This window comes from Delftia sp. ASV31 (assembly GCF_016428765.1).
Taxonomy (GTDB): Bacteria; Pseudomonadota; Gammaproteobacteria; order Burkholderiales; family Burkholderiaceae_C; genus Comamonas; species Comamonas acidovorans.
Window position 1 is genome coordinate 1 of sequence record NZ_JAELTK010000028.1, and the last position, 19,507, is coordinate 19,507.

Genomic DNA, 19,507 nt, shown 5'->3' on the forward strand with positions numbered 1-19,507 from the left:
CCCCCCCCCCCCCCCCCCCCCCCCCCCCCCCCCCCCCCCCCCCCCCCCCCCCTTTTTTAGATGTGTATAAGAGACAGGTTCGGTCCAGGGTCAGTGCGAGCCGGCCAGCCAGCATGCATGCATGCAGGCGCTGTCCAGAGGCGCGAACTGGGTAGCCGGGTTTCGATGAAAAGATATCGATTACTTCACATTTGATAGCCGCTTGCGCTCATACAGCAAGCACTAGGATCGGATTTACCCAGGGAATCAGGTAGCGACAGCCCAGTTGTCCAACTGCAGGCCGGGCACCTTGGCGAATTCGCGGGTGTTGTTGGTGACCAGCAGGGCCCGCTGACTGAGGGCGTGGGCAGCGATCATGGTGTCAAGCGCGCCTATGGGACTGCCTCGACGCTCCAGATCGGCAAGCAGGTCGCCATAGGCCCACACGGCCGCCTCGTCAAACGGGAGGATGGTGAGCGGGGCAAGAAACATCTCCAGGGCCTGGCGGTTACGGGCCGAGCCGCTTTTGGCCACGCCAAAGGCCAGTTCGGCAGCAACCACGCTGCACAATCCCACCTCGCCCATGCGGTACTGCTGAAAGCGGGCCAGCACCTCCGGGGGCTTGGCATTGATGATGTAGATGCAGATGTTGGTGTCGAGCAGGATCATGGGCTGATCTCGTCCCGCTGCTGGGCATCAGGCTGCTCGCGCTCGAGCAAAAAGCCCGGTTCAAACTCAGCCAGCCCGGCTTGCAGTATTTGCCAAGGGTCGTCTGCGGGCAGCAGCAACACGCCGTTGCCGAAGTGCTTCACCACGACTTCAGTGCCCGTGAAACGGTATTCCTTGGGCAGCCGCACGGCTTGACTGCGGCCGGATTGGAAAAGGCGTGCGGTGTCCATGGCGGGCTCCTTGATTGGTAGCAACCAATGGTAGCTACCGCTTTTCACTCTGCCCAGCACGGCTTGTGTTCGCTGCAATTTTGCTATTCATTCAATAGCTATTGACGCTTTTCAGATATGTGCCGCGCAGGCCGGGAGCGTTGAAGGCCTGCAGCCTCACCCCCGCCCGGCCAGCTCCGCCACCCCTCTCACCAGCGCACGCCCTGCTGGCGTCGCCTTGCCGTAGTGCTCCAGCAATGCCTGCACATCGGCGTCGGGCGGTGTGGAGTGCAGGGAGAGCAGCACGTAGCCGATATCGACGCCAGCGAGGTGCAGTTGCTTCAGTGCTGTGGCGTCGGGGACAAGGTCGCCGGACTCGAAGTGCTTCAGGGTCTGTTTGTCCAGCCCGACCTTGTGGGCCAGTTCGGCTTCGGTGAGGTTCAGGCGCTGGCGTTCCTGCTGCAGGCGGGCCGCGAGGGTCGGTTCGGAGCGCTCATGCTGGATGGCGTTCGGGTCAAACAAACGTTGACCTGTTAGCAGGTAGGCAACGTCAACCCCTTGCGCCGCCACAGCCATGAGGTAACCCACATCAGGCTTTCTGACGCCCTTCTCATAGTTGAGTTGGGACATCTTGGACACTCCCGCGATAGCGCCAAACGCCTCTTGGCTAAGGCCCAGCCTATTTCTTTCCTCCGTCAGGCGCGCAGAGAAGTCAAACATTTTTTATATAAACTATTGACGATCAAATTTTCGTTTGATAGCCTATGGAGCGTTGTCACTACAAGCGCCAAATACTACCTGACCCCTCAGGCGGCTCCTTTGCTGCGCCTGTACGTTGCACGAAGGAGGTCCATGAAGCACGCTGCCGCGAAACCATCGCGCAAGAAGATCGCCAAGGCGGACCGCGCGCTGTTCCTGCAGGCCGCTGAAGCACTCAAGCAGGCCGCGATGACCGATGAGACGCACCGGCACAGCGGGGAATCCGACCGCCTGCTGCGCATTGCCAGCGATGTGGCACGCCACGCGGCCCAGCCCGGCTCGACGTGCGATCTGCAGAACACGGCGTTTGATGTGGCCGCCTGCATCAATTCGGCGCGGCTGGTGCCCGGCGATGCGGAGTCCGCCCCACGCACTCGCCTGCTGGCAGAAGCGGCCCAGGCGCTGGCGCAGATATCAGAGACGCCGGTGGACGGGATCGTGTTTCCGCGCACCACGCTGCACGAATTGCAAGCCAGGCTGGACACCGGCGCAACGCCATCGCAGTGGCGCGAACTGGCCCGCGAGGCCAACTACGAGGTCCAGCAGTTGGCGCAGGTGCTGATGCAAATGGGCGACCACCAGAACACGGAGAGCCATATCGTGGCGCACGGCATGGCGGCACGCATCTCGCAGTTGTCGGAGATCGTTTACGTGGCGGCCGCCCTGCATGGGGAGCAGCGCGATGAATGGGGTTCGCAGACCCTTCGTGACGTGCGCGATGTCTTTGAAGGCGGCATGGGCCGCATCTGCGGCGATCCCCCGGACGGCGCATGACCGATCATGGCCTATGCGCCCGGGCTGCTCGGCTACCATCAGTGCCCCAATCACTGATGCAGTCTCCCGAAAGGCCCCCATGCTGTTGTACGCCGATTCGCAATTCGCCTCTCCCTATGCCATGTCCGTGTTCGTTGCGCTGAAGGTCAAGGGGATTGACTTCGAGCTGCGCACGCTGGACCTTTCGGCGGGACAGAACACCGGGGCGGACTATGTGGCCGCGTCACTGACGGCACGGGTGCCCACGCTGGTGGATGGTGAGTTCAGCCTGTCGGAGTCTTCGGCGATTTCCGAGTATCTGCAAGAGCGCTTTGGCGGCGCCCCGCTCTACCCCCAGGATGCGCAGGCGCGCGCCCGTGTGCGCCAGGTCCAGGCCTGGCTGCGCAGCGATCTGATGGCCTTGCGCTCGGAGCGCAGCACCGAAGTGGTGTTCTACCGCCCCACGCCCACGCCGCTGTCGGATGCGGGCCAGGCTGCGGCGCGCAAGCTGTTTTCGGTGGCCGGCGCCTTCATCCGCTCGGAGGATGACCACATCGCCGGCCCATGGTCGATTGCCGATGTGGATCTGGCGCTGATGCTCAATCGCCTGGTGCTCAACGGCGATGCCGTGCCTGCGCGGCTGGCCGCCTATGCGCGCCGGCAGTGGCAGCACCCCGCCGTCCAGCAGTGGCTGGCCCTGCCCCGCCCGCCCCTGGCAGGCTGATCCGAACGGATACGGCAGGCCATGGACAGCCTTCTCTACATGGGCGTGCGGATCACGCCCGCGTCACTTCCCAGCGATGCCTCGCCAGGCGCCTGGCTGCCGCGTGCCACCTTGCTGGAGGTGGCCAGCGGCAAGGCCCTGGAGGCCATCACCGATGACCAGCCCTGCGACACGCAGCCAGAGGCCGATGCCCGCGCGCTGCGGCTGGGCAAGCGCCATGTGATGAAGGTGCTGCATCAAGGCTGAGGGACCGGGGTGCAGGCGGCCTGCCCGCGCCCCTCAATCCATCTTCACGGCCACCAGCCTCCATCCCATCAGGCCTTCACGCCTGAAGATGAAGCCGCCCGGCTCGCCGCGCGGGTGCACGAAGACCTTGGACCAGCCCTGGTACTCCACGGAGTAGTCCTTGCGCGGCGGCCCGCCCTGGGTGTCCACGCCCACGCCTGCGGCGGCCACGTCCGTGGGTTTGCCGGGCTTGCCTTTTTCCAGCATGAGCATGACGCCGTCGGGCGAGACCAGCGCCTCGGTGAACTGGCTGACCAGGCCCTGGGCCAGTTGCTGGCCAAAGCCGGCCAGGGGGTTGGAGGCGCTGTCGCCCGAGCCGCCCATCTGGGACTGCAGCCTGGCCATCATCTGGCCCTTGATGCTTTCGCGCAGCGCGGGGAAGTCCACGTAGCCGGACAGGGCCTGGGCGTCGCGGCGCTCCACGGCCTTGCCGATCTGGTGCAGGGCGATGTAGGGCGCTGCGTAGAGCAGTCCGGCCGCAGCCACGCAGAGGGCGGCCAGCGCGCGGGCAAGGGTTTTGGGTTTCATGGATCTCTTTCGTGAAGGCAGGCCAGGGGCCTCGCGCAAGCGCGGATGAACGCGCATGAACCGCGCATGCACAGCGCATAAAGGCGGATTCTAGGCGGGCCGTTCGGCGCCGCAGCCATTGCCAGGGCCGTTGCCGCCTGTATTTTTCATAGCGAAACAATAGCGAAGCAATACGCAGAGAACCCCTATCAGGCCAAGGCCAATACCGGAAAAACTGGTATTGCCTGGCCCATTCGATTCATACTATAGTTTGTAACAAATAGTTTACAAACCAATACAACATGGATCGCCATTGGCCACGCAGGCCATCGGCAAGCCAGCATCGCCGTTTCCGGATGCCTGTGAGCATTTGTGCAGACCGGGCATTTTCCGTTAGTGAAATCTCATTTTCATTACCGATTCCGTTATGAGAGATGCGAGTCATCACGGGGCGGCCTGACAACGCAAGTACCCACCAACCATCCGCAATGCATGCAAAGGACGCAGTATGAATAATTTCAAGTTATCGACTCGCCTGACCGCCTTGATTGGTTTTCTCTCACTGCTCATGATCGTGATCGGCGCTTTCGGGCTATATGGAATCAGCGAGTCCAACCGCCGATTCAAGGTGGTCTATGAAGAGCGCCTGGTCGCACTGGGCGATCTGCTGGAAGTGCAGCGCCTTCTGCTGCGCAACCGCCATGCGGTCTCGGGCGCCATTGCCGTGCACCTGCCCGAATACACGCAGCAAAAGCAGCAGGAGATACAGATCAACATCAACGACGTGAACAAGGCCTGGGCCTCGTTCCGCCAGACCCGGATGACCGAGGAAGAGGCGCAGCTGGCCGACCGCTTCGAGGCCGTGCGCGCGCTGTTCCTGCAGGGCTTTCTGAAGCCGGCCCAGCAGGCGCTGCAGTCCGGTGACCTGGAGCTGGCCCGGCAACTGCTGATCGACAAGGACGAGGCGCTTTACGCGCCGCTGCGCGACGTGATCGTGCAGTTGACCGGGCTGCAGACCCGCGTCGCCAAGGAGGAGTACGACGCCGCCCAATCGCTCTACCAGGTGATTTTTGCGGTGGCCGTGGGCTCCATCATCGCGGGCGTGCTGCTCGGGGTGCTGCTGGGCTGGTCCATCATCCGCAACATGGCACGGTCGCTGCGCCTGGCCATCCATACGGCCGATGCCGTGGCGGCGGGCGACCTGACACGGCACATCGATGTGCGCGGCAAGGACGAGGTGTCCATGCTGCTGCGCGCCCTGCAGACCATGCAGGAGGGGCTGCGCGGCGTGGTGCGCCAGGTGCACCAGGGATCGGTCAGCGTGGCAGCGGCCAGCGGGCAGATCGCGCAGGCCAACCAGGACCTGTCCTCGCGCACCGAAAGCCAGGCCAGCGCGCTGCAGCAGACGGCCGCCTCCATGGAGCAGCTCAGCTCCACCGTGCGCCAGAACGCCGACAACGCGCAGATGGCCAACCAGTTGGCGCTGGGTGCCTCCACCGTGGCCGAGCAGGGCGGCGAGGTCGTGCGGCAGGTGGTGGACACAATGCGCGGCATCAGTGATTCCAGCCGGCAGATCGCCGACATCATCAATGTGATCGACGGCATTGCCTTCCAGACCAATATCCTCGCGCTGAACGCGGCCGTGGAAGCGGCGCGTGCGGGCGAGCAGGGCCGGGGCTTTGCCGTGGTGGCCACCGAGGTGCGCGGCCTGGCCAGCCGCAGTGCCGAGGCCGCCAAGCAGATCAAGCAACTGATCACCGACAGCGCCAGCCGCGTGCACAACGGCAGCGCGCTGGCCGACCAGGCCGGCACGACCATGGCCGAGGTGGTGGACGCCATACGCCGCGTGACGGATCTGATGGGCGAGATCAGCGCCGCCAGTTCCGAGCAAAGCTCGGGCGTGGCCCAGATCGGCCAGGCGGTCACGCAGATGGACCAGGCCACCCAGCAGAACTCGGCACTGGTGGAGGAGATGGCCGCCGCCGCCTCCAGCCTGCGCGGCCAGGCCGGCGACCTGGTGCGCACGGTGGGCGCCTTCAAGCTGGAGGCGGCAAGCACCCATCAGCATGCCGCCGTGGAACTGCAGCGCAGGCAGCCCATGCTGGCAGCAGGCTGAGACGGCAAGAAAAAAGAGCGCGCGCGAGAAGCAGCGAGACAGGCCGGAACAAGGCAGCAACAGGTCTTGGCCACCGGGCCAGGCCTGCGGCTGGCTCAATGCAGCGCGTTGCCCCTGGCTTCGCGGCTGCGCGCCATCTTGACGCGGTACATGGCCGCATCGGCCTTTTGCAGCGCGTCGTCGGCGTCAATGGAGTCCGGCCGCAGGCAGACCACGCCCACGCTGGCGCCGCCGTAGTCCAGCGTCTTGCCATCGGGCAGATCGACCTGGAAGGCCGAGGCATCCGACAGGCGCTGCTGCAGTTCACGCGCCACGGCATCGGCCTCGCTGCCGAACAAGGGCCCCACGCCGATGAAGACGAACTCGTCCCCGCCAAAACGCGCCAGCATGTCGGCGCTGCGCAGGTGGGCGGACAGGCGTTCGCCCATGGCACGCAGCAGCGCGTCGCCGGCCTCGTGGCCGTGCTCGTCGTTGACGTTCTTGAAGCGGTCCAGGTCGATGAAGCCCACCACCACGCATTCCTGGCTGCGCGCGCACCGGGCGATGAGCCGGCCCAGCTCATCGGTGAGGCAGCGCCGGTTGGGCAGGCCGGTCAGCGGGTCCAGCAAGGCCAGCGCCGCCAGCTCCCGGTTGGTCCGGTTCAGGCTGGCGATGAGCTGCTCGCGCTCCACGCGCTCGGCAATCAGGTTGGCGAACAGGCGCAGCATGCCTTCGGCCTCGCCGCTCAGGGCCTGCGAGGACTTGCTGGCCGCGCACAGCGTGCCGTAGAGCTGGCCATCCGAAAAACGCACGGGCGCGCTGGCGTAGGTGCGTATGCCCAGTTCACGCGCGGCCTCGGAGTCTCCCCAGCAGTCGCCCACATCGGGCGTGTACATGCGGCCCTCGTCCAGGGCACGCTTGCACAGCGTGTCGCCCCAGGGAACGACCAGGCCCTCGGGAATCTGCATCTCGCTGGCGTTGCGCGCGTACAGCACGCGCTGCTGGCCCTGTTCTTCGTTGATGGTGGTGAGATAGGTGGACTCCAGATGCGTGCTCTCCTCGAGCATTTGCAGCAGGGGCCGCGTCAATTCTTCCAACGAATGCGCCTGGGTCACGGACTGGGACAGGCGCTGGACAAGGGACTCCATGAAATACCTCTCGAAATGACTACGGAAGCAGACTGCCCGCGCGGCTGATGAGGGAATGGCAAGGCAGGCGGGCGGGCACCAATTTGGGGATTGTGACCCGGCCGGACGCAGGCGGGAAGCATCCCGGCCGCGCTGCAGGCCGATAAGCCTGCGCGCCACGCGCCGCTGTCAGCGGCCCGACACAGGCGGCCATATCACCTGCACGCGCAGGCCGCCCAGCGTGGGCGAGCGGTCCAGCAGCAGGCGTGCGCCATGCCGCTCGGCAATGGTCTGCACGATGGCCAGGCCCAGGCCGCTGCCCTGTGCCTGCTGGCCCGCTGAAGCCGCAGAGGGTCCACGCACAAAGCGCCGCAGCACCAGTTCGCGCTCGCTTTCGGCAATGCCGGGGCCCGAGTCCTCGACCACCAGAGCGCGGCCCTGTGCATCGCTGCGCCAGCCCACATCGACGCGGCCGCCTTGCGGAACGTACTTGACGGCGTTGTCCAGCAGGTTGCGCACCAGCATCTGCAAGGACTGTGCGTCGCCCGCCACGGCAAAGGACTGCCGCAGTTGCGGTGACTCGCTCAGCCCCATGTCCAGGCCGTGCTGCTGGGCCGCCACGGCCTGATCCGCCAGGGCCTGCTCCACCACCTCGCGCAGGTCCACGTCGGCAGGTGCGGCCGCGGCAGCGCCGTGCTGGCCCTGCATGCCTTGCAGGCCTTGTGCCGTGCCTTGTACCGTGCCTTGGGCTTCCTGCCGCGCCAATGTCAACAATTGTTCGACGAGCCGTGTGGCCCGGTCTATGCCGGCCGAAAGACGCTGCACGGCCTCGTCATGCGCGGCCACATCGGGCGCGCGCTGCAAGGCCACCAGTTGCAGCTTGAGCGCGGCCAGCGGAGAGCGCAGCTCGTGTGCGGCGTCCGCCACGAAGTGCTGCTGCGCCTCGAAGGCCTGGCCCACGCGCTGCAGCAGCGCATTGAGCTCGGCCACCAGGGGCCGCACCTCGTCGGGCAGTCCCTCCGCCGGCACGGGGGCCAGGTCCTGCGGGCGGCGCGTGGCCAGTTCGCGGCGCACGCGCTGCACGGGCGCCAGCGAACTGCGCACCACCCACCACACGGCCAGCGCCAGCACGGGCGCCAGCAGGGCAATGGGCAGCAGGCTTTGCCAAGCGGCGTCGCGCGCCAGGGTGCGGCGCACGCGCATGTCCTGCGCCACCTGGATCACCTGCGAGCGCGTCTGCAGCGAGAACACGCGGTAGACGGTGCCGCGCGCAGGCACGTCGGCAAAGCCCAGCACGGCCATCTGCGGCAGCGCGGCGCCCAGGGCGGATTCAAAAATGCGCAGGCCTTCGTTGGTCCAGACCTGGACGATGAATTCGTGGTTCTCATCCTCGGGCGGCGTGCCCTGGGGCCTGCCGCGCGCGTCCACCGGCAGGCCGGCGCGCAGCGCAAAGGCGGTCTGCTGCATCTGGTAGTCGAACAGGGTGTCGGTCTGCAGCAGCGCATTGCGGTAGGCCAGCAGGCCCTGCAGCAGCGCCGTGAGCACGATGGCCGCACCCAGGAACATGAGCAGCCGCGTGCCCAGTGCGCCGGGCAGGCGGCTGCGCGCCCGGGCGATAAGGGAGGAAACAAGGGAGGAAGCCGGCGCCTTCATGGCTTGGGCACCATGTAGCCCACGCCGCGCACATTGAGGATCAGCCCCGCGCCCAGCTTCTTGCGCAGGCCGTGGATGTAGACCTCGATGGCGTTGCTGCTGACCTCGTCGCCCCAGCCGTAGAGCTTGTCCTCGATCTGCTGGCGCGACAGCGTGCTGCCCGGGCGTGCCAGCAGCGTCTCCAGCACCGCCCATTCGCGGCCCGAGAGCACCACGTCGCGCCCATCGACACTGGCCTCGCGCGTGGCGGGATTGAGCCGCACGCCTTCGCGCTCGTACAGCGGATCAACTGCGCCCGACGCCCGGCGCGCCAGCGCACGCAGCCGCGCGAGCAGCTCGTCCAGGTCATAGGGTTTGACCACGTAGTCATCGGCCCCCGCATCCAGCCCGGCAATGCGATCGCGCACGGCATCGCGCGCCGTGGCCACCAGCACCGGCGTGCGGTCGCGGCGCCCGCGCAGATGGCGCAGCACCTGCAATCCGTCCTGCCCGGGCAGGCCCAGGTCCAGCAGCACCATGTCATAGCCATGGCCGCCGCCCGGGCCGGGGCACAGGGCCGCATCGGCCTGCAGGCCGTCACGGACCCAGTCCACCGCATGGCCCTCGCCGCGCAGCAGGGTCTGCACGGCCTCGCCGATCATGGCGTCATCTTCGACAAGCAGTAAGCGCATGGTTGAAGAATAGCTCCCTGGAAGGCTGGCTCAGTTGGCGACTCAGGGGGTGAGCGGCGGCTACACCGCCGCTTCAATCTTCGGCATGGCCATGCGGGCCTTGGTCAGCGCCATGCCCAGGTTGGCCGTGCGGCGGCAGACGAAGACGGCCACGTAGTCGGGCATGAGCTTGCCGCGCAGGAAGACGTGGATGAGGTTGTCGCTGTTGACGATGAGCTCCTGGAAGTAGTGGTGGCCGTCGTCCTTGAGGCCGCGCGACTTCTTGAACAGGCTCTCGATCATCGAGACATTGGGGCCGTTGAACAGGTCGGCCGTGGCGGCGGCCACCAGGTCGATGACTTCGCGCGGATGCGAGTCCACCGTGCGGATGGCCAGCAGCATGCCGGAGGCGGCATCCACGTAGCCGATGGCCAGGCACTCGGGCACGGACCCGGCCACCTCGCTCAAAACGTTATCCAGGCTCATTGCAGCTTTCCTTTTATTGTGAATGGATGTGATCGGTCAGCCCATCTTCAGCAGCAGTGCCACTTCGTACGCGTAGAGCAGGTCCTCCTGGGCCTGGGACTGCACGTACTGGGCGTCGATGAGGCGCACGCGGCGCAGCGCCTCGTCGGCGGTGAGGCCCTCGCGCACCAGCCATGCGGCCAGCACCGTGCCCGTGCGGCCCAGGCCGGCCAGGCAGTGCACGGCCAGCACCTCGCCCGCGCGCAGCATGGCCGACATGCGCGCCAGCAGCATCTGGATCTGGGCCACCGTGGGTGATTCGTGGTCGCGCACCGGCAGGTGCAGGTTGCGCAGGCCGTGCTGCTGCAGCGGCTCTTGCGGCAGGTCGTTTTCGGTCAGCGTGATCAGCACGGTGACGCCGCAGCCGCGCAGGGCCTTCAGGTCAAAGTCCATGGACTGCACCACGCCGGGCTGCGGCGCACCTGCCAGCCGGCCCGGCACCAGCCAGGCAAAACCGTTGGGGCCGCGGCTGGCGGGCACGGCCTGCGGGTCGGCGGCCAGCGGCTGCCAGTCCACCAGCACTGCGGGATTGACGGCGCGCGGCCGGGGAGCGGGTGTCGGTGCGGGTACCGGCGCAGGCATGGATGCAGGCACGGGTGCAGGCGCAGGCTCAGGTGCAGGCATGGGCTCGGATGCAGGCTCGGCGGCCACTGCATCCGACAGAAATTCGGAGATCGCGGCCATGGCCGCTGCAGGCAGCGGAGGAGGCAGGGGCACGCCCTCCTCCAGGTCTTCGGCCCGCGCATCGGGAGAGGCCACGGCACAGCTGCCGGTGCGCAAGAACTGCTGGCCCGCCAGCGACAGCGGCGCGCGCTGAAAGGCTTCCATGGATTGCGCCTCGGCGATGCGGCCACCGGCCAGCAGCAGCATGTCCTGCGCCACGGCCTGTGCGTGCTGCTGCTGGTGCGTGCTCATCAGCACGGCGGTGCGCTGACCCACCTGGCGCAGCAGTTCCAGCAGCACGAAGGCCTCGTAGCCCTCCAGCTCGGCGGTGGGCTCGTCCACCATCAGCAGCGCCGGCTCGGCCAGCGCCTCGCGCAGGATGGCCACGGCACGCTGCTGCACGGGGGACAACTGCAGCGCCGGCTGGTCGAACATCAGCGCAAGCTCGGGGAAGCCGAAGGCCTGCACCTGGGCGCGGCACCAGTCGCGCAGCTCATGCGGCACCAGCTTGAGACGGGGGCGCGCCAGCTCCACGATGGCATCGAAGGTGCTGGCCATCATCAGCCTGGCCTGCTGCTGCACCAGGCGCGGCGCCTGCATGCCGCTGCGCCATGGCTGGCCCGCGTAGCGCGTGCTGCCCCAGCGGCGAAAACGCGGGTTGGCGGCATTGAGATCGGCCAGCGTGCGCAGCAGGGTGGATTTGCCCGATCCCGAAGGCCCCAGCAAAACGGTGACGCCCCGGGCGGGCAGTGCGAAGTCCACCTCAGCCAGGATGACGCGCGCACCGAACGATGCGCCCAAACCCGCCACCTGCAAGCTGTAGTCCTGATTCAAAGCCGTGCCCCTCCTGTGATGCGTTGCGCCCCCAGGGGCCGTATTCCGTGAATCAAGACGGTCAGCGCACGCCTCGATGGGCCGGCAGTCTAAGCGGTTTCCCTTACATCAATCCGTCACAAAAAGAAACATTACTAACGCAAACGGGCGTCATTTCACACGATACAACCATCACATCGGCGTACCGATCCTTGGACCGCTGGCATTTTTCTCTGGTTTTTCCAAAGCGATAGCCCCGGCGCATTCACGCCGGGGCCGTGCGATCAATCAAGTGTGTGGATGCTTCTGGTCCCTTACCTCCTTTCACTTACCCGAGACGTACGGGGACAAAGATCCTGTTGCCATCGCGCCAGATCAGCACGGCCACGGTCTTGCCGGCCTTGGCCATGGCGGCGCGCACGGCCTCGATATCACCGGCAGGCGAGCCGTTGATGGACAGCAGCACATCGCCCTGGGTGATGCCGGCCTCGGCGGCCGGGCCTGCGGCGTCGGCAACGACCAGGCCGTCCTTCACGCCGATCTGCTGCTTTTCCTCGGGCTGCAGCGGGCGCAGGGCCAGGCCCAGCTTGCCCTTGCCGGCGTCGGGCTTGTCCTTGGCCACCTTGGCGGCCTTGTCGCTGGCATCGCCCAGCACGGCATTCAGGGTACGGGCCTCGCCGTTGCGCCATATCTCCAGCGTGACCTTCTGGCCCGGCAGCGCCTGGCCCACAAAGGCCGGCAGATCGCCCGAGCCCACGATGGGCTGGCCATCGATCTTGCGCACCACGTCACCGGGCTCCAGGCCCGCCTTGGCGGCGGGGCCGCTCTTGTCCACGCTGGACACCAGGGCGCCTTCGGGACGGTCGAGCTTGAAGGAGTCGGCAAAGGCCTGGTTCACCTCCTGCACGGCCACGCCCAGCCGCGCATGCTGCACCTTGCCCGTAGCCACGATCTGCTGCTGCACGCGCGTGGCCACTTCGATGGGAATGGCGAAGGACACGCCCTGGTAACCACCCGAGCGCGAGTAGATCTGGCTGTTGATGCCCACCACCTCGCCGCGCGCATTGAACAGCGGGCCGCCCGAGTTGCCGGGGTTGATGGCCACGTCGGTCTGCAGGAAGGGCACGAAGGAGTCGTCAGGCAGGGTACGGCCCTTGGCGCTGACCACGCCGGCCGTCACGCTGCTCTCGAAGCCGAAGGGCGAGCCGATGGCCAGCACCCAGTCGCCCACGCGCAGATCGGCCGTCTTGCCCAGCGATACGGTGGGCAGGTTCTTCGCCTCGATGCGCAGCACGGCCACGTCGGTCTTGGGATCGGCGCCCAGCACCTTGGCGCTGAACTCGCGCCGGTCGGTGAGCTTGACAGTGACTTCCTTGGCGCCGCGCACCACGTGGGCGTTGGTCAGGATCAGGCCGTCGCTGGAGACGATGAAGCCCGAGCCTTCGCCGCGCGTGGGCACATCGCGCTGCGGCTGGCCCTGGCCCATGCCCGGCATGCCGGGCACGCCGAAGCGGCGGAAGAATTCAAAGAACGGATCGTTGGGGTCCATGCCCTGCAGGCCCTGACCTTGGCCCTGCCGCGCAGCAGCCTCGTCGCCATCGTCGCCCATGGCACGCGAGCTGCCGACCACGCTGATGTTGACCACGGCCGCGCCATTGCGCGCCGTGATGTCGGCAAAGTTCGGGGCCACCACGGCGGCGGCGGGGGAAGCTGCAGAAGCGGTAGAAGCCGGCTGTGCTGCAGGCGCAAACAGCGACGTGGCGGCACGCGCATCGCCATGCACCACGCCAACCAGACCGGCGCCCGTGGCGCCCAGGGCGCCGATGGCACCTGCGGCCACCAGGGCCAGCACCAGACGGCGGGGAGTGGACAGAATCTTGTTCATCGCAGACCTTTCCTCAAAAGCAGCGTTCCTTGCTGCGTTGAGGAGAAGTCTGAAGGGGCAGACTTAGGCGAGGCTTAGAACCCTCGCCGTGCATCTCAGATCAGCGCCAGCACCTTCTCCGGCGGGCGGCACAGCGCCGCGCCCTTGGGGGTGACGACGATGGGGCGGTTGAGCAGCACGGGGTGCTCGGCCACGGCGGCGATGAGCTGCTCATCGCTGACGGATGCATCGCCCAGGCCCAGCTCGGCGAAGACGGCTTCCTTGCTGCGCAGCAGCTCGCGCACGGGCAAGCCCAGCCGCCGGACCAGGGCCTGCAGTTGCGCAGCGTCCAGGGGCTGGGCGATGTAGTCGACGATGGTCGGCTCCACGCCGTTGTCGCGCAGCAGGGCCAGCGCGCCGCGCGAGTTGCTGCAGCGGTTGTTGTGGTAGATGGTGATGTCGGTGCGGGGTGCGGTGGTGTTCATGGGCCGCAGTGTAGGCCCATGAAAATGCGCATCAGGCCACGGCTTCCTCGGGATGGGCATCGACCTCGCGGCCGGGCAGCAGCAGGTTCAGCCCCACCGCGACCAGGGCGCCGACGGTAATGCCCGAGCCGAAGACTTCGCGCACGAAGGCAGGCATGCGGGCCAGCAGGTCCGGGCGCACCGTGACCGCCAGGCCGCAGCCCAGCGAGACCGCGATGATCAGGCTGGCGCGCCGCGAGTGCTCGGCGCCGCTGAGCATGCGGATGCCGGCCGAAATGATCATGGCAAACATCATCAGCCCCGCACCGCCGAGCACAGGCTGCGGAATCGTCACCACCAGTGCGCCCAGCACAGGAAAGAGGCCGGCCAGCAGCAGCATGACGCCCGTCAGCATGACCACGTGGCGGCTGGCCACGCCGGTCAGCGAGACCACGCCCACGTTCTGGGCGAAGGTGGACAGCGGAGGGCTGGACATCACGGCGGCGAAGGCCGAGCCCACGCCGTCGCACAGCATGCCGCTGGACAGGCGCTTGCCGTCGATGCGCGTCTGCGTGGCCGCGCCCAGGGCCATGAAGGTGCCCGTGGTCTCGACGATGGTCACCAGAAAGGCGATGGACATGGCGACGATGCCGGCCACCGGGAACGTCATGCCGAAGGTCAGCGGCTGCGGGATGGCGAAGACCGCGGCCTCGCTCACCTGGGTGAAGTCGATCAGGCCCAGCGCCAGGCACAGCACATAGCCGCAGGCGATGCCCAGCACCACGGCCGAGGCAGAGACGATGCCCCTGCCCCACTGCACGAAGCCGATCACCAGCACCAGCACGAAGCCGGCGATGGCCAGGTGGCCAATCGCGCCGTAGTCGCTGCGGCCCACGCCGCCCGCAGCCCAGTCCACGGCGACGGGGGTCAGCGACAGGCCGATCATGGTCACGACCACGCTGGTCACGGTGTGCGGAAAGAAGCGGCGGATCACGGGCATGAAGTAGCTGCCCACGATCATCACCAGCGACCCTACCAGCGAGGAGCCCAGGATGCCGGCCACGCCATGCTCCAGCCCCACGCTGATGCCCGCGCCCACGAAGGCGAAGCTTGTGCCCATGACGCAGGGCAGCCGTATGCCCACGGGCCCCACCCCCCTGCACTGGACGATGGTGACCACGCCCGAGCCCAGCAGCGCTGCATTCACCAGCGCCACGATCTGGTCGGCCGGCAGCTTGAGCGCCCCGCCGAAGACCAGGGGCACGGCGATGATGCCGCCCAGCGCCGCCAGCAGGTGCTGCAGCGACAGAAGCACCGTGGTGATGAGCATTGGCGGGCGGTCTTCCACCTTGTAAAGCAGTTGTTCCATTGTCTTGTCTCCTTGTGTCCTGGCCGTCGGCCTCTTCAGAGGCGCTTGTATGTATGTCGGGGCAGTGGTGCCGGAAAAGGGTGGGGGTCCTGAAAGTGCTGTCCGGGTCTTCGAGCCTCCTGGAGATGCTTCGGGGAAATGGCGCAGGGCGGCAGGTCGGCACCCGCGATGGACTGGGTGCCGGCCTGCCGCGCTGCAGGGAGATGTCAGTGGCCCGCTGCGCGCTCGAACAGCGTGCGGGCCAGTTCGCGGTGGCGTGTCAGCACGCGCGGCAGGTCGGCCGTGAGCAGGTGGCCGTCACGGACCACGACACGGCCGTTGATGACGCTGGTGGACACGTCGGTGGGCGTGCAGAACACCAGCGCGGCCACGGGGTCATGGCCTGCGCCCGCGTAGCCCACGCCCGACATGTCGAAGGCCACGAAGTCGGCCGACATGCCCGGCGCCAGCGCGCCGATGTCGTCGCGCCCCAGCACGCGCGCGCCGCCCAGCGTGGCGATCTCCAGCGCCTCGCGCGCGCCCATGGCGGCAGGGCCGTGGCCCACGCGCTGCAGCAGCAGGGCCTGGCGCGCCTCGCCCAGCATGTGGGCGCCGTCGTTGGAGGCGCTGCCGTCCACACCCAGGCCCACGGGCACGCCCGCATCGCGCATGGTGCGCACGGGCGCAATGCCCGAGGCCAGGCGCATGTTGGAGCACGGGCAATGCGCCACGCCCGTGCCCGTGCGCGCGAACAGCGCAATGCCCTCGGCATCGAGCTTGACACAGTGGGCATGCCAGACATCGGGGCCGACCCAGCCCAGGCTTTCTGCGTACTGCGCGGGGGTCAGGCCGAATTTCTCGCGCGAGAAGGCGACGTCGTTGTCGTTCTCGGCCAGGTGGGTGTGCAGCGACACGCCGTGCGCACGCGCCAGCACGGCGGACTCGCGCATCAGCTCGCACGTCACCGAGAACGGCGAGCACGGCGCCAGCACCACGCGCAGCATGGAGTGGCGTGCGCTGTCGTGGTACTGCTGGATCAGGCGCAGGCTGTCGCGCAGGATGGCTTCCTCTTCCTCCACCACCGCGTCAGGCGGCAGGCCGCCCTTGCTGCGGCCCAGGCTCATGGAGCCGCGCGCCGCATGAAAGCGCATGCCCATCTGCTGCGCCGCGGCGATGGAGTCGTCCAGCCGAGCGCCATTCGGATACAGGTACAGGTGGTCGCTGGTGGTGGTGCAGCCCGACAGCATCAGCTCGGCCATGGCGGTCTGGGTGGAGACGTGGATCATCTCCGGCGTGAGGTGCGACCACAGCATGTACAGGTTGGTCAGCCACGAGAACAGCTCCGCATCCTGCGCGGCCGGCACGGCGCGCGTGAGGCTCTGGTACATGTGGTGGTGCGTGTTGACCAGGCCCGGCATGACCACGCGGCCGCGCATGTCCAGCACCTGGGCCGTGCCGTCGTCCACCATGCGGCGGTACTGCGGCGGCAGATCGGCCGTGGCGCCCACCCATTGCACGGCCGGGCCGTCGGCCACCAGGGCGCCGTCGCGGATCTCGCGGCGCTGCGCATCCATGGTGACGAGTACATCGGCGTTCAGTGCGATCAAGGTCATGGCGTTCTCTTCTTCGAAATGGAAAAGCCGCCAGTCTAGGAAGGACAAGCCATTGCCGATAGCGCTGAATTCCGCCCGATGTGTCCACAAAAAGTGGACAGTGCCAAAGACTCACCGCCCCCCGGCAAACAGCCTTGCCAGCGCCTGGCCGATGGACTGGGCCATCAGCTCCCCCGCCGCGCTCAAATGCCCCCTGGCCCGGCCGGTCAGCACCAGCGTCTGCCGCCGCAGATGCGCATCGCGCAAAGGCACGAAGACCAGGGCATTGCGGCTGCGCTCCTCCATCACGTCCAGCGGGTTGAGCAGGGCAATACCCTCGCCCAGCATGACCAGGCGCTGGATCAGCGCCATGGAGGTGGATTCGGCCACGGGCGTGACCTCGATGGCGTTGCGCGCAAAGGCTTCGTCCAGCAGGCTGCGGATGGACAGCGGCGGCGCGGGCAGGATGAGCGGATGGCCTATGCACTCGCTGAGCAGCACGGACGATTGGCGCGCCAGCGCATGCCGGGGCGGCACGATGGCGCCGATCTGCCATTCGCTGGTGGCCAGCGCGCGCAGCGCGGGGCGTTCGGACAGGTCGTAGGCCAGGCCCAGGTCGGCGTCGCCGCCTTCCACGGCGGCCGCGATGTCGCTCAGGGGCAGGTCGATGATGCGCACCACGATGCCCGGGTGGCGCTGGCGGAATTCATGCACCAGCGAGGGCAGCAGCGAGCCGGCCAGCCCCGTGGTCGCGGCCACGGTGATCTCGCCGCTGCGCGCGCCCTGCAGTTCGGCAATGCGCTCGCGCAGCGCCGCATGCTCGCGCAGCGTGGCGCGCACATGGGCCAGCACCATCTCGCCCGTCGGGGTGAGGCGCAGGCGCTTGTGGATGCGCTCGAACAGGGGCGTGCCCAGCTCGGCCTCCAGGTCGAGGATCTGGCGGTTGACGGCCGTGGGGGCCACGTGCAGATGTTCGGCCGCCTTGCGGATGGAACCGCGGCGGACCACTTCGTCGAGATAGCGCAGGACTCTGGCGTGCATGGCGCGAGCGTAGCGGGGTTTGCCGGGCCGCGCTTTGCAGCACCCGGCAGCGCAGGCTCAGCGGGCCGTGCCCGGGCGCTCGGCGCGCAGCGTGCGGCTGAGCATGATCACGGGGATCAGGCCCACCAGCACCAGGGCCAGCGACGGCAGGGCGGCCTCGCCCAGGCGTTCGTCGCGCGCGAGCTGGTAGGCCACGACGGCCAGGGTGTCGCTGTTGAAGGGGCGCAGCACCATGGTGGCGGGCAGCTCCTTCATCACATCGACGAAGACCAGCAGCGCCGCCGCCGCCGTGGAGCGCCTGAGCAGCGGCCAGTGCACGCGCGACAGCATGCCCCAGGCGCCCGTGCCCAGCATGCGGGCCGAGTCGTCCAGGCTGGGCGCGATGCGCGCATAGCCGCTTTGCATGGACTGCAGGGCCACGGCGCAAAAGCGCACCAGGTAGGCCCAGACAATGCCCACGGCGGTGGCCGTGACCAGGCCGGCAAAGCCCCATTCGGGCCGCACCTGCTGCACCCAGCCCACGGGCAGCAGCAGGCCGACGACGACGACGGCGCCCGGCACCGCATAGCCCAGGCTGGCCAGTTGCACCACGCCGCGCGTGACGGCCGACTCCTTGTGGCGGCGCACGGCAAACGCCAGGGCCACGGCGATGATGACGGCCAGCACCGAGGTGATGGTGCCCAGGCGCACGCTGTTGAGCGCCCAGTCGAGGAAGCGGTCCCAGGGCAGCACCGACCAGTCGGCCGCCAGCGGGCGCAGCATGAAGAACACGGGCGCCACAAAGCCCATGAGCACGGGCAGCAGGCACGCCAGCCAGGCCAGCGCGCAGCGCCAGCCGCGCAGGCGCAGCGGCTGCGCCTCGGCCGAGCTGGCGCGGCCCGTGCTGCCGGTGACGAAGCGCATGCGCCGCTGGGCGCGCAGCTCCAGCTGCAGCAGCAGCACCACCAGCACCAGCAGGAAGGTGGCCAGCTGCGCGGCGGCAATGCGGTTGTCCATGGACAGCCAGGCCTTGTAGATGCCCGTGGTGAAGGTCTGTATGCCGAAGTAGCTGACCACGCCGAAGTCGGCCAGCGTCTCCATCACCACCAGGGCCACGCCAGCGGCCACGGCCGGGCGCGCCAGCGGCAGCGCCACCGACCAGATGCGCCGCGACAGCGGCGCGCCCATGAGGCGCGCGGCCTCCATCAGGTGCGCGGCGCGCTCGCCCAGCGCGGTGCGCGCCAGCAGGTAGACATACGGGTAGAGCGAGAAGATGAAGACCCAGACCGCGCCGCCCAGGCTGCGCACCTCGGGCAGGAGACGGCCTTCCAGGCCATAGGTGTCGCGCATCCAGGTCTGCAGCGGACCGCTGAACTGCAGGAAGTCGGTATAGGCATAGGCCGTGACATAGGCCGGCATGGCCAGCGGCAGCAGCAGCAGCCATTCGATCTGGCGCCGGCCCCGGAAGTCGAACAGCGTCACGGCCGCCGCCGTGCCCGTGCCCACGATGGCCGCGCCCAGCGCCACCAGCAGGCCCAGCCAGACCGTGGTCCACAGGTAGCCGGGCAGCACGGTGGCCGCCATCTCGCGCAGGATGGAGCCGGCCAGGGCATCGCCCTGCCCCACGGGCAGCCAGGAGCCGAGCACGGCCAGCACGGGCAGCATCAGCACCAGGGCCAGCAGGAGCAGGGGAAGGGAGCGGAGTACGGACGACAGACGGCGCAAAGCGGAGGTCTCGGCTAGAGGATGAGGGGAGGATCTGGCTGCCGGGCTATGGAACGGGCCGGGATCTGCGGCTGCCGCCGGCC

Annotated in this window: 19 protein-coding genes; 4 read left to right on the forward strand and 15 right to left on the reverse strand. The window is 67.8% G+C overall.

What is annotated here, in order from left to right; all coding sequences use genetic code 11:
- Positions 1 to 246: 246 nt before the first annotated feature.
- The 3 genes from JHD82_RS12330 to JHD82_RS12340 form a co-directional block, all read right to left on the reverse strand.
- The gene (locus tag JHD82_RS12330; RefSeq protein ID WP_199136712.1) at positions 247 to 648 is read right to left on the reverse strand and encodes a type II toxin-antitoxin system VapC family toxin; all 402 of its coding nucleotides are present in this window, start codon (positions 646 to 648) and stop codon (positions 247 to 249) included.
- Complete coding sequence (locus JHD82_RS12335) at positions 645 to 878, reverse strand: antitoxin (protein ID WP_199136714.1); 234 nt, start codon at positions 876 to 878, stop codon at positions 645 to 647. The genes JHD82_RS12330 and JHD82_RS12335 overlap by 4 nt, the downstream gene beginning before the upstream one ends.
- 156 nt (positions 879 to 1,034) lie before the next feature.
- A complete protein-coding gene (locus JHD82_RS12340; RefSeq protein ID WP_233174712.1) occupies positions 1,035 to 1,487 on the reverse strand; it encodes a helix-turn-helix domain-containing protein in 453 nt (150 codons plus the stop codon).
- A 222-nt stretch (positions 1,488 to 1,709) separates the two neighbouring features.
- Between JHD82_RS12340 and JHD82_RS12345 the strand changes: the two genes are divergently transcribed.
- From JHD82_RS12345 to JHD82_RS12355, 3 genes are all read left to right on the forward strand, one after another.
- Positions 1,710 to 2,390: a hypothetical protein gene (locus JHD82_RS12345; protein ID WP_199136718.1), complete on the forward strand. Its 681-nt coding sequence runs from the start codon at positions 1,710 to 1,712 to the stop codon at positions 2,388 to 2,390.
- Positions 2,391 to 2,469: 79 nt separating this feature from the next.
- Positions 2,470 to 3,093 (forward strand): glutathione transferase, encoded by a 624-nt coding sequence (yfcF, locus tag JHD82_RS12350; RefSeq protein ID WP_199136720.1) that lies wholly within the window; start codon positions 2,470 to 2,472, stop codon positions 3,091 to 3,093.
- Positions 3,094 to 3,114: 21 nt separating this feature from the next.
- Positions 3,115 to 3,339: a hypothetical protein gene (locus JHD82_RS12355; protein ID WP_016453212.1), complete on the forward strand. Its 225-nt coding sequence runs from the start codon at positions 3,115 to 3,117 to the stop codon at positions 3,337 to 3,339.
- A 33-nt stretch (positions 3,340 to 3,372) separates the two neighbouring features.
- On the opposite strand, the gene JHD82_RS12360 is transcribed toward JHD82_RS12355, so the two are convergent.
- Positions 3,373 to 3,906, reverse strand: a complete 534-nt coding sequence (locus JHD82_RS12360) for a DUF2939 domain-containing protein (RefSeq protein WP_199136722.1) — start codon at positions 3,904 to 3,906, stop codon at positions 3,373 to 3,375.
- A gap of 487 nt (positions 3,907 to 4,393) precedes the next feature.
- On the opposite strand from JHD82_RS12360, the gene JHD82_RS12365 reads away from it, so the two are divergent.
- Positions 4,394 to 6,001, forward strand: a complete 1,608-nt coding sequence (locus tag JHD82_RS12365) for a methyl-accepting chemotaxis protein (RefSeq protein ID WP_199136724.1) — start codon at positions 4,394 to 4,396, stop codon at positions 5,999 to 6,001.
- A gap of 95 nt (positions 6,002 to 6,096) precedes the next feature.
- Here JHD82_RS12365 and JHD82_RS12370 read toward each other — a convergent pair whose 3' ends face one another.
- From JHD82_RS12370 to JHD82_RS12420, 11 genes are all read right to left on the reverse strand, one after another.
- Complete coding sequence (locus tag JHD82_RS12370; RefSeq protein WP_199136726.1) at positions 6,097 to 7,128, reverse strand: diguanylate cyclase; 1,032 nt, start codon at positions 7,126 to 7,128, stop codon at positions 6,097 to 6,099.
- A gap of 168 nt (positions 7,129 to 7,296) precedes the next feature.
- On the reverse strand, positions 7,297 to 8,760 hold the full coding sequence (locus JHD82_RS12375) for an ATP-binding protein (protein ID WP_199136728.1): 1,464 nt from the start codon (positions 8,758 to 8,760) through the stop codon (positions 7,297 to 7,299).
- A complete protein-coding gene (locus tag JHD82_RS12380) occupies positions 8,757 to 9,431 on the reverse strand; it encodes a response regulator transcription factor (protein WP_099734577.1) in 675 nt (224 codons plus the stop codon). The genes JHD82_RS12375 and JHD82_RS12380 overlap by 4 nt, the downstream gene beginning before the upstream one ends.
- 60 nt (positions 9,432 to 9,491) lie before the next feature.
- The gene (locus tag JHD82_RS12385; protein ID WP_012203525.1) at positions 9,492 to 9,896 is read right to left on the reverse strand and encodes a hypothetical protein; all 405 of its coding nucleotides are present in this window, start codon (positions 9,894 to 9,896) and stop codon (positions 9,492 to 9,494) included.
- Between the two features lie 36 nt (positions 9,897 to 9,932).
- Positions 9,933 to 11,432 carry an ATP-binding cassette domain-containing protein gene (locus tag JHD82_RS12390; RefSeq protein WP_199136730.1) on the reverse strand — a complete coding sequence of 500 codons (1,500 nt, stop codon included), beginning with the start codon at positions 11,430 to 11,432 and terminating at the stop codon, positions 9,933 to 9,935.
- 307 nt (positions 11,433 to 11,739) lie between these two features.
- Complete coding sequence (locus tag JHD82_RS12395; protein ID WP_199136732.1) at positions 11,740 to 13,296, reverse strand: Do family serine endopeptidase; 1,557 nt, start codon at positions 13,294 to 13,296, stop codon at positions 11,740 to 11,742.
- A gap of 95 nt (positions 13,297 to 13,391) precedes the next feature.
- Positions 13,392 to 13,760, reverse strand: a complete 369-nt coding sequence (gene arsC / locus JHD82_RS12400; RefSeq protein WP_199136734.1) for an arsenate reductase (glutaredoxin) — start codon at positions 13,758 to 13,760, stop codon at positions 13,392 to 13,394.
- 31 nt (positions 13,761 to 13,791) lie between these two features.
- A complete protein-coding gene (locus tag JHD82_RS12405) occupies positions 13,792 to 15,108 on the reverse strand; it encodes a nucleobase:cation symporter-2 family protein (RefSeq protein WP_013804016.1) in 1,317 nt (438 codons plus the stop codon).
- A 206-nt stretch (positions 15,109 to 15,314) separates the two neighbouring features.
- The gene (locus JHD82_RS12410; protein WP_199136736.1) at positions 15,315 to 16,700 is read right to left on the reverse strand and encodes an 8-oxoguanine deaminase; all 1,386 of its coding nucleotides are present in this window, start codon (positions 16,698 to 16,700) and stop codon (positions 15,315 to 15,317) included.
- Positions 16,701 to 16,811: 111 nt separating this feature from the next.
- Positions 16,812 to 17,720 carry a LysR family transcriptional regulator gene (locus JHD82_RS12415; protein WP_199136738.1) on the reverse strand — a complete coding sequence of 303 codons (909 nt, stop codon included), beginning with the start codon at positions 17,718 to 17,720 and terminating at the stop codon, positions 16,812 to 16,814.
- A gap of 57 nt (positions 17,721 to 17,777) precedes the next feature.
- On the reverse strand, positions 17,778 to 19,424 hold the full coding sequence (locus tag JHD82_RS12420) for an iron ABC transporter permease (RefSeq protein WP_199136740.1): 1,647 nt from the start codon (positions 19,422 to 19,424) through the stop codon (positions 17,778 to 17,780).
- Between the last annotated feature and the right edge of the window lie 83 nt (positions 19,425 to 19,507).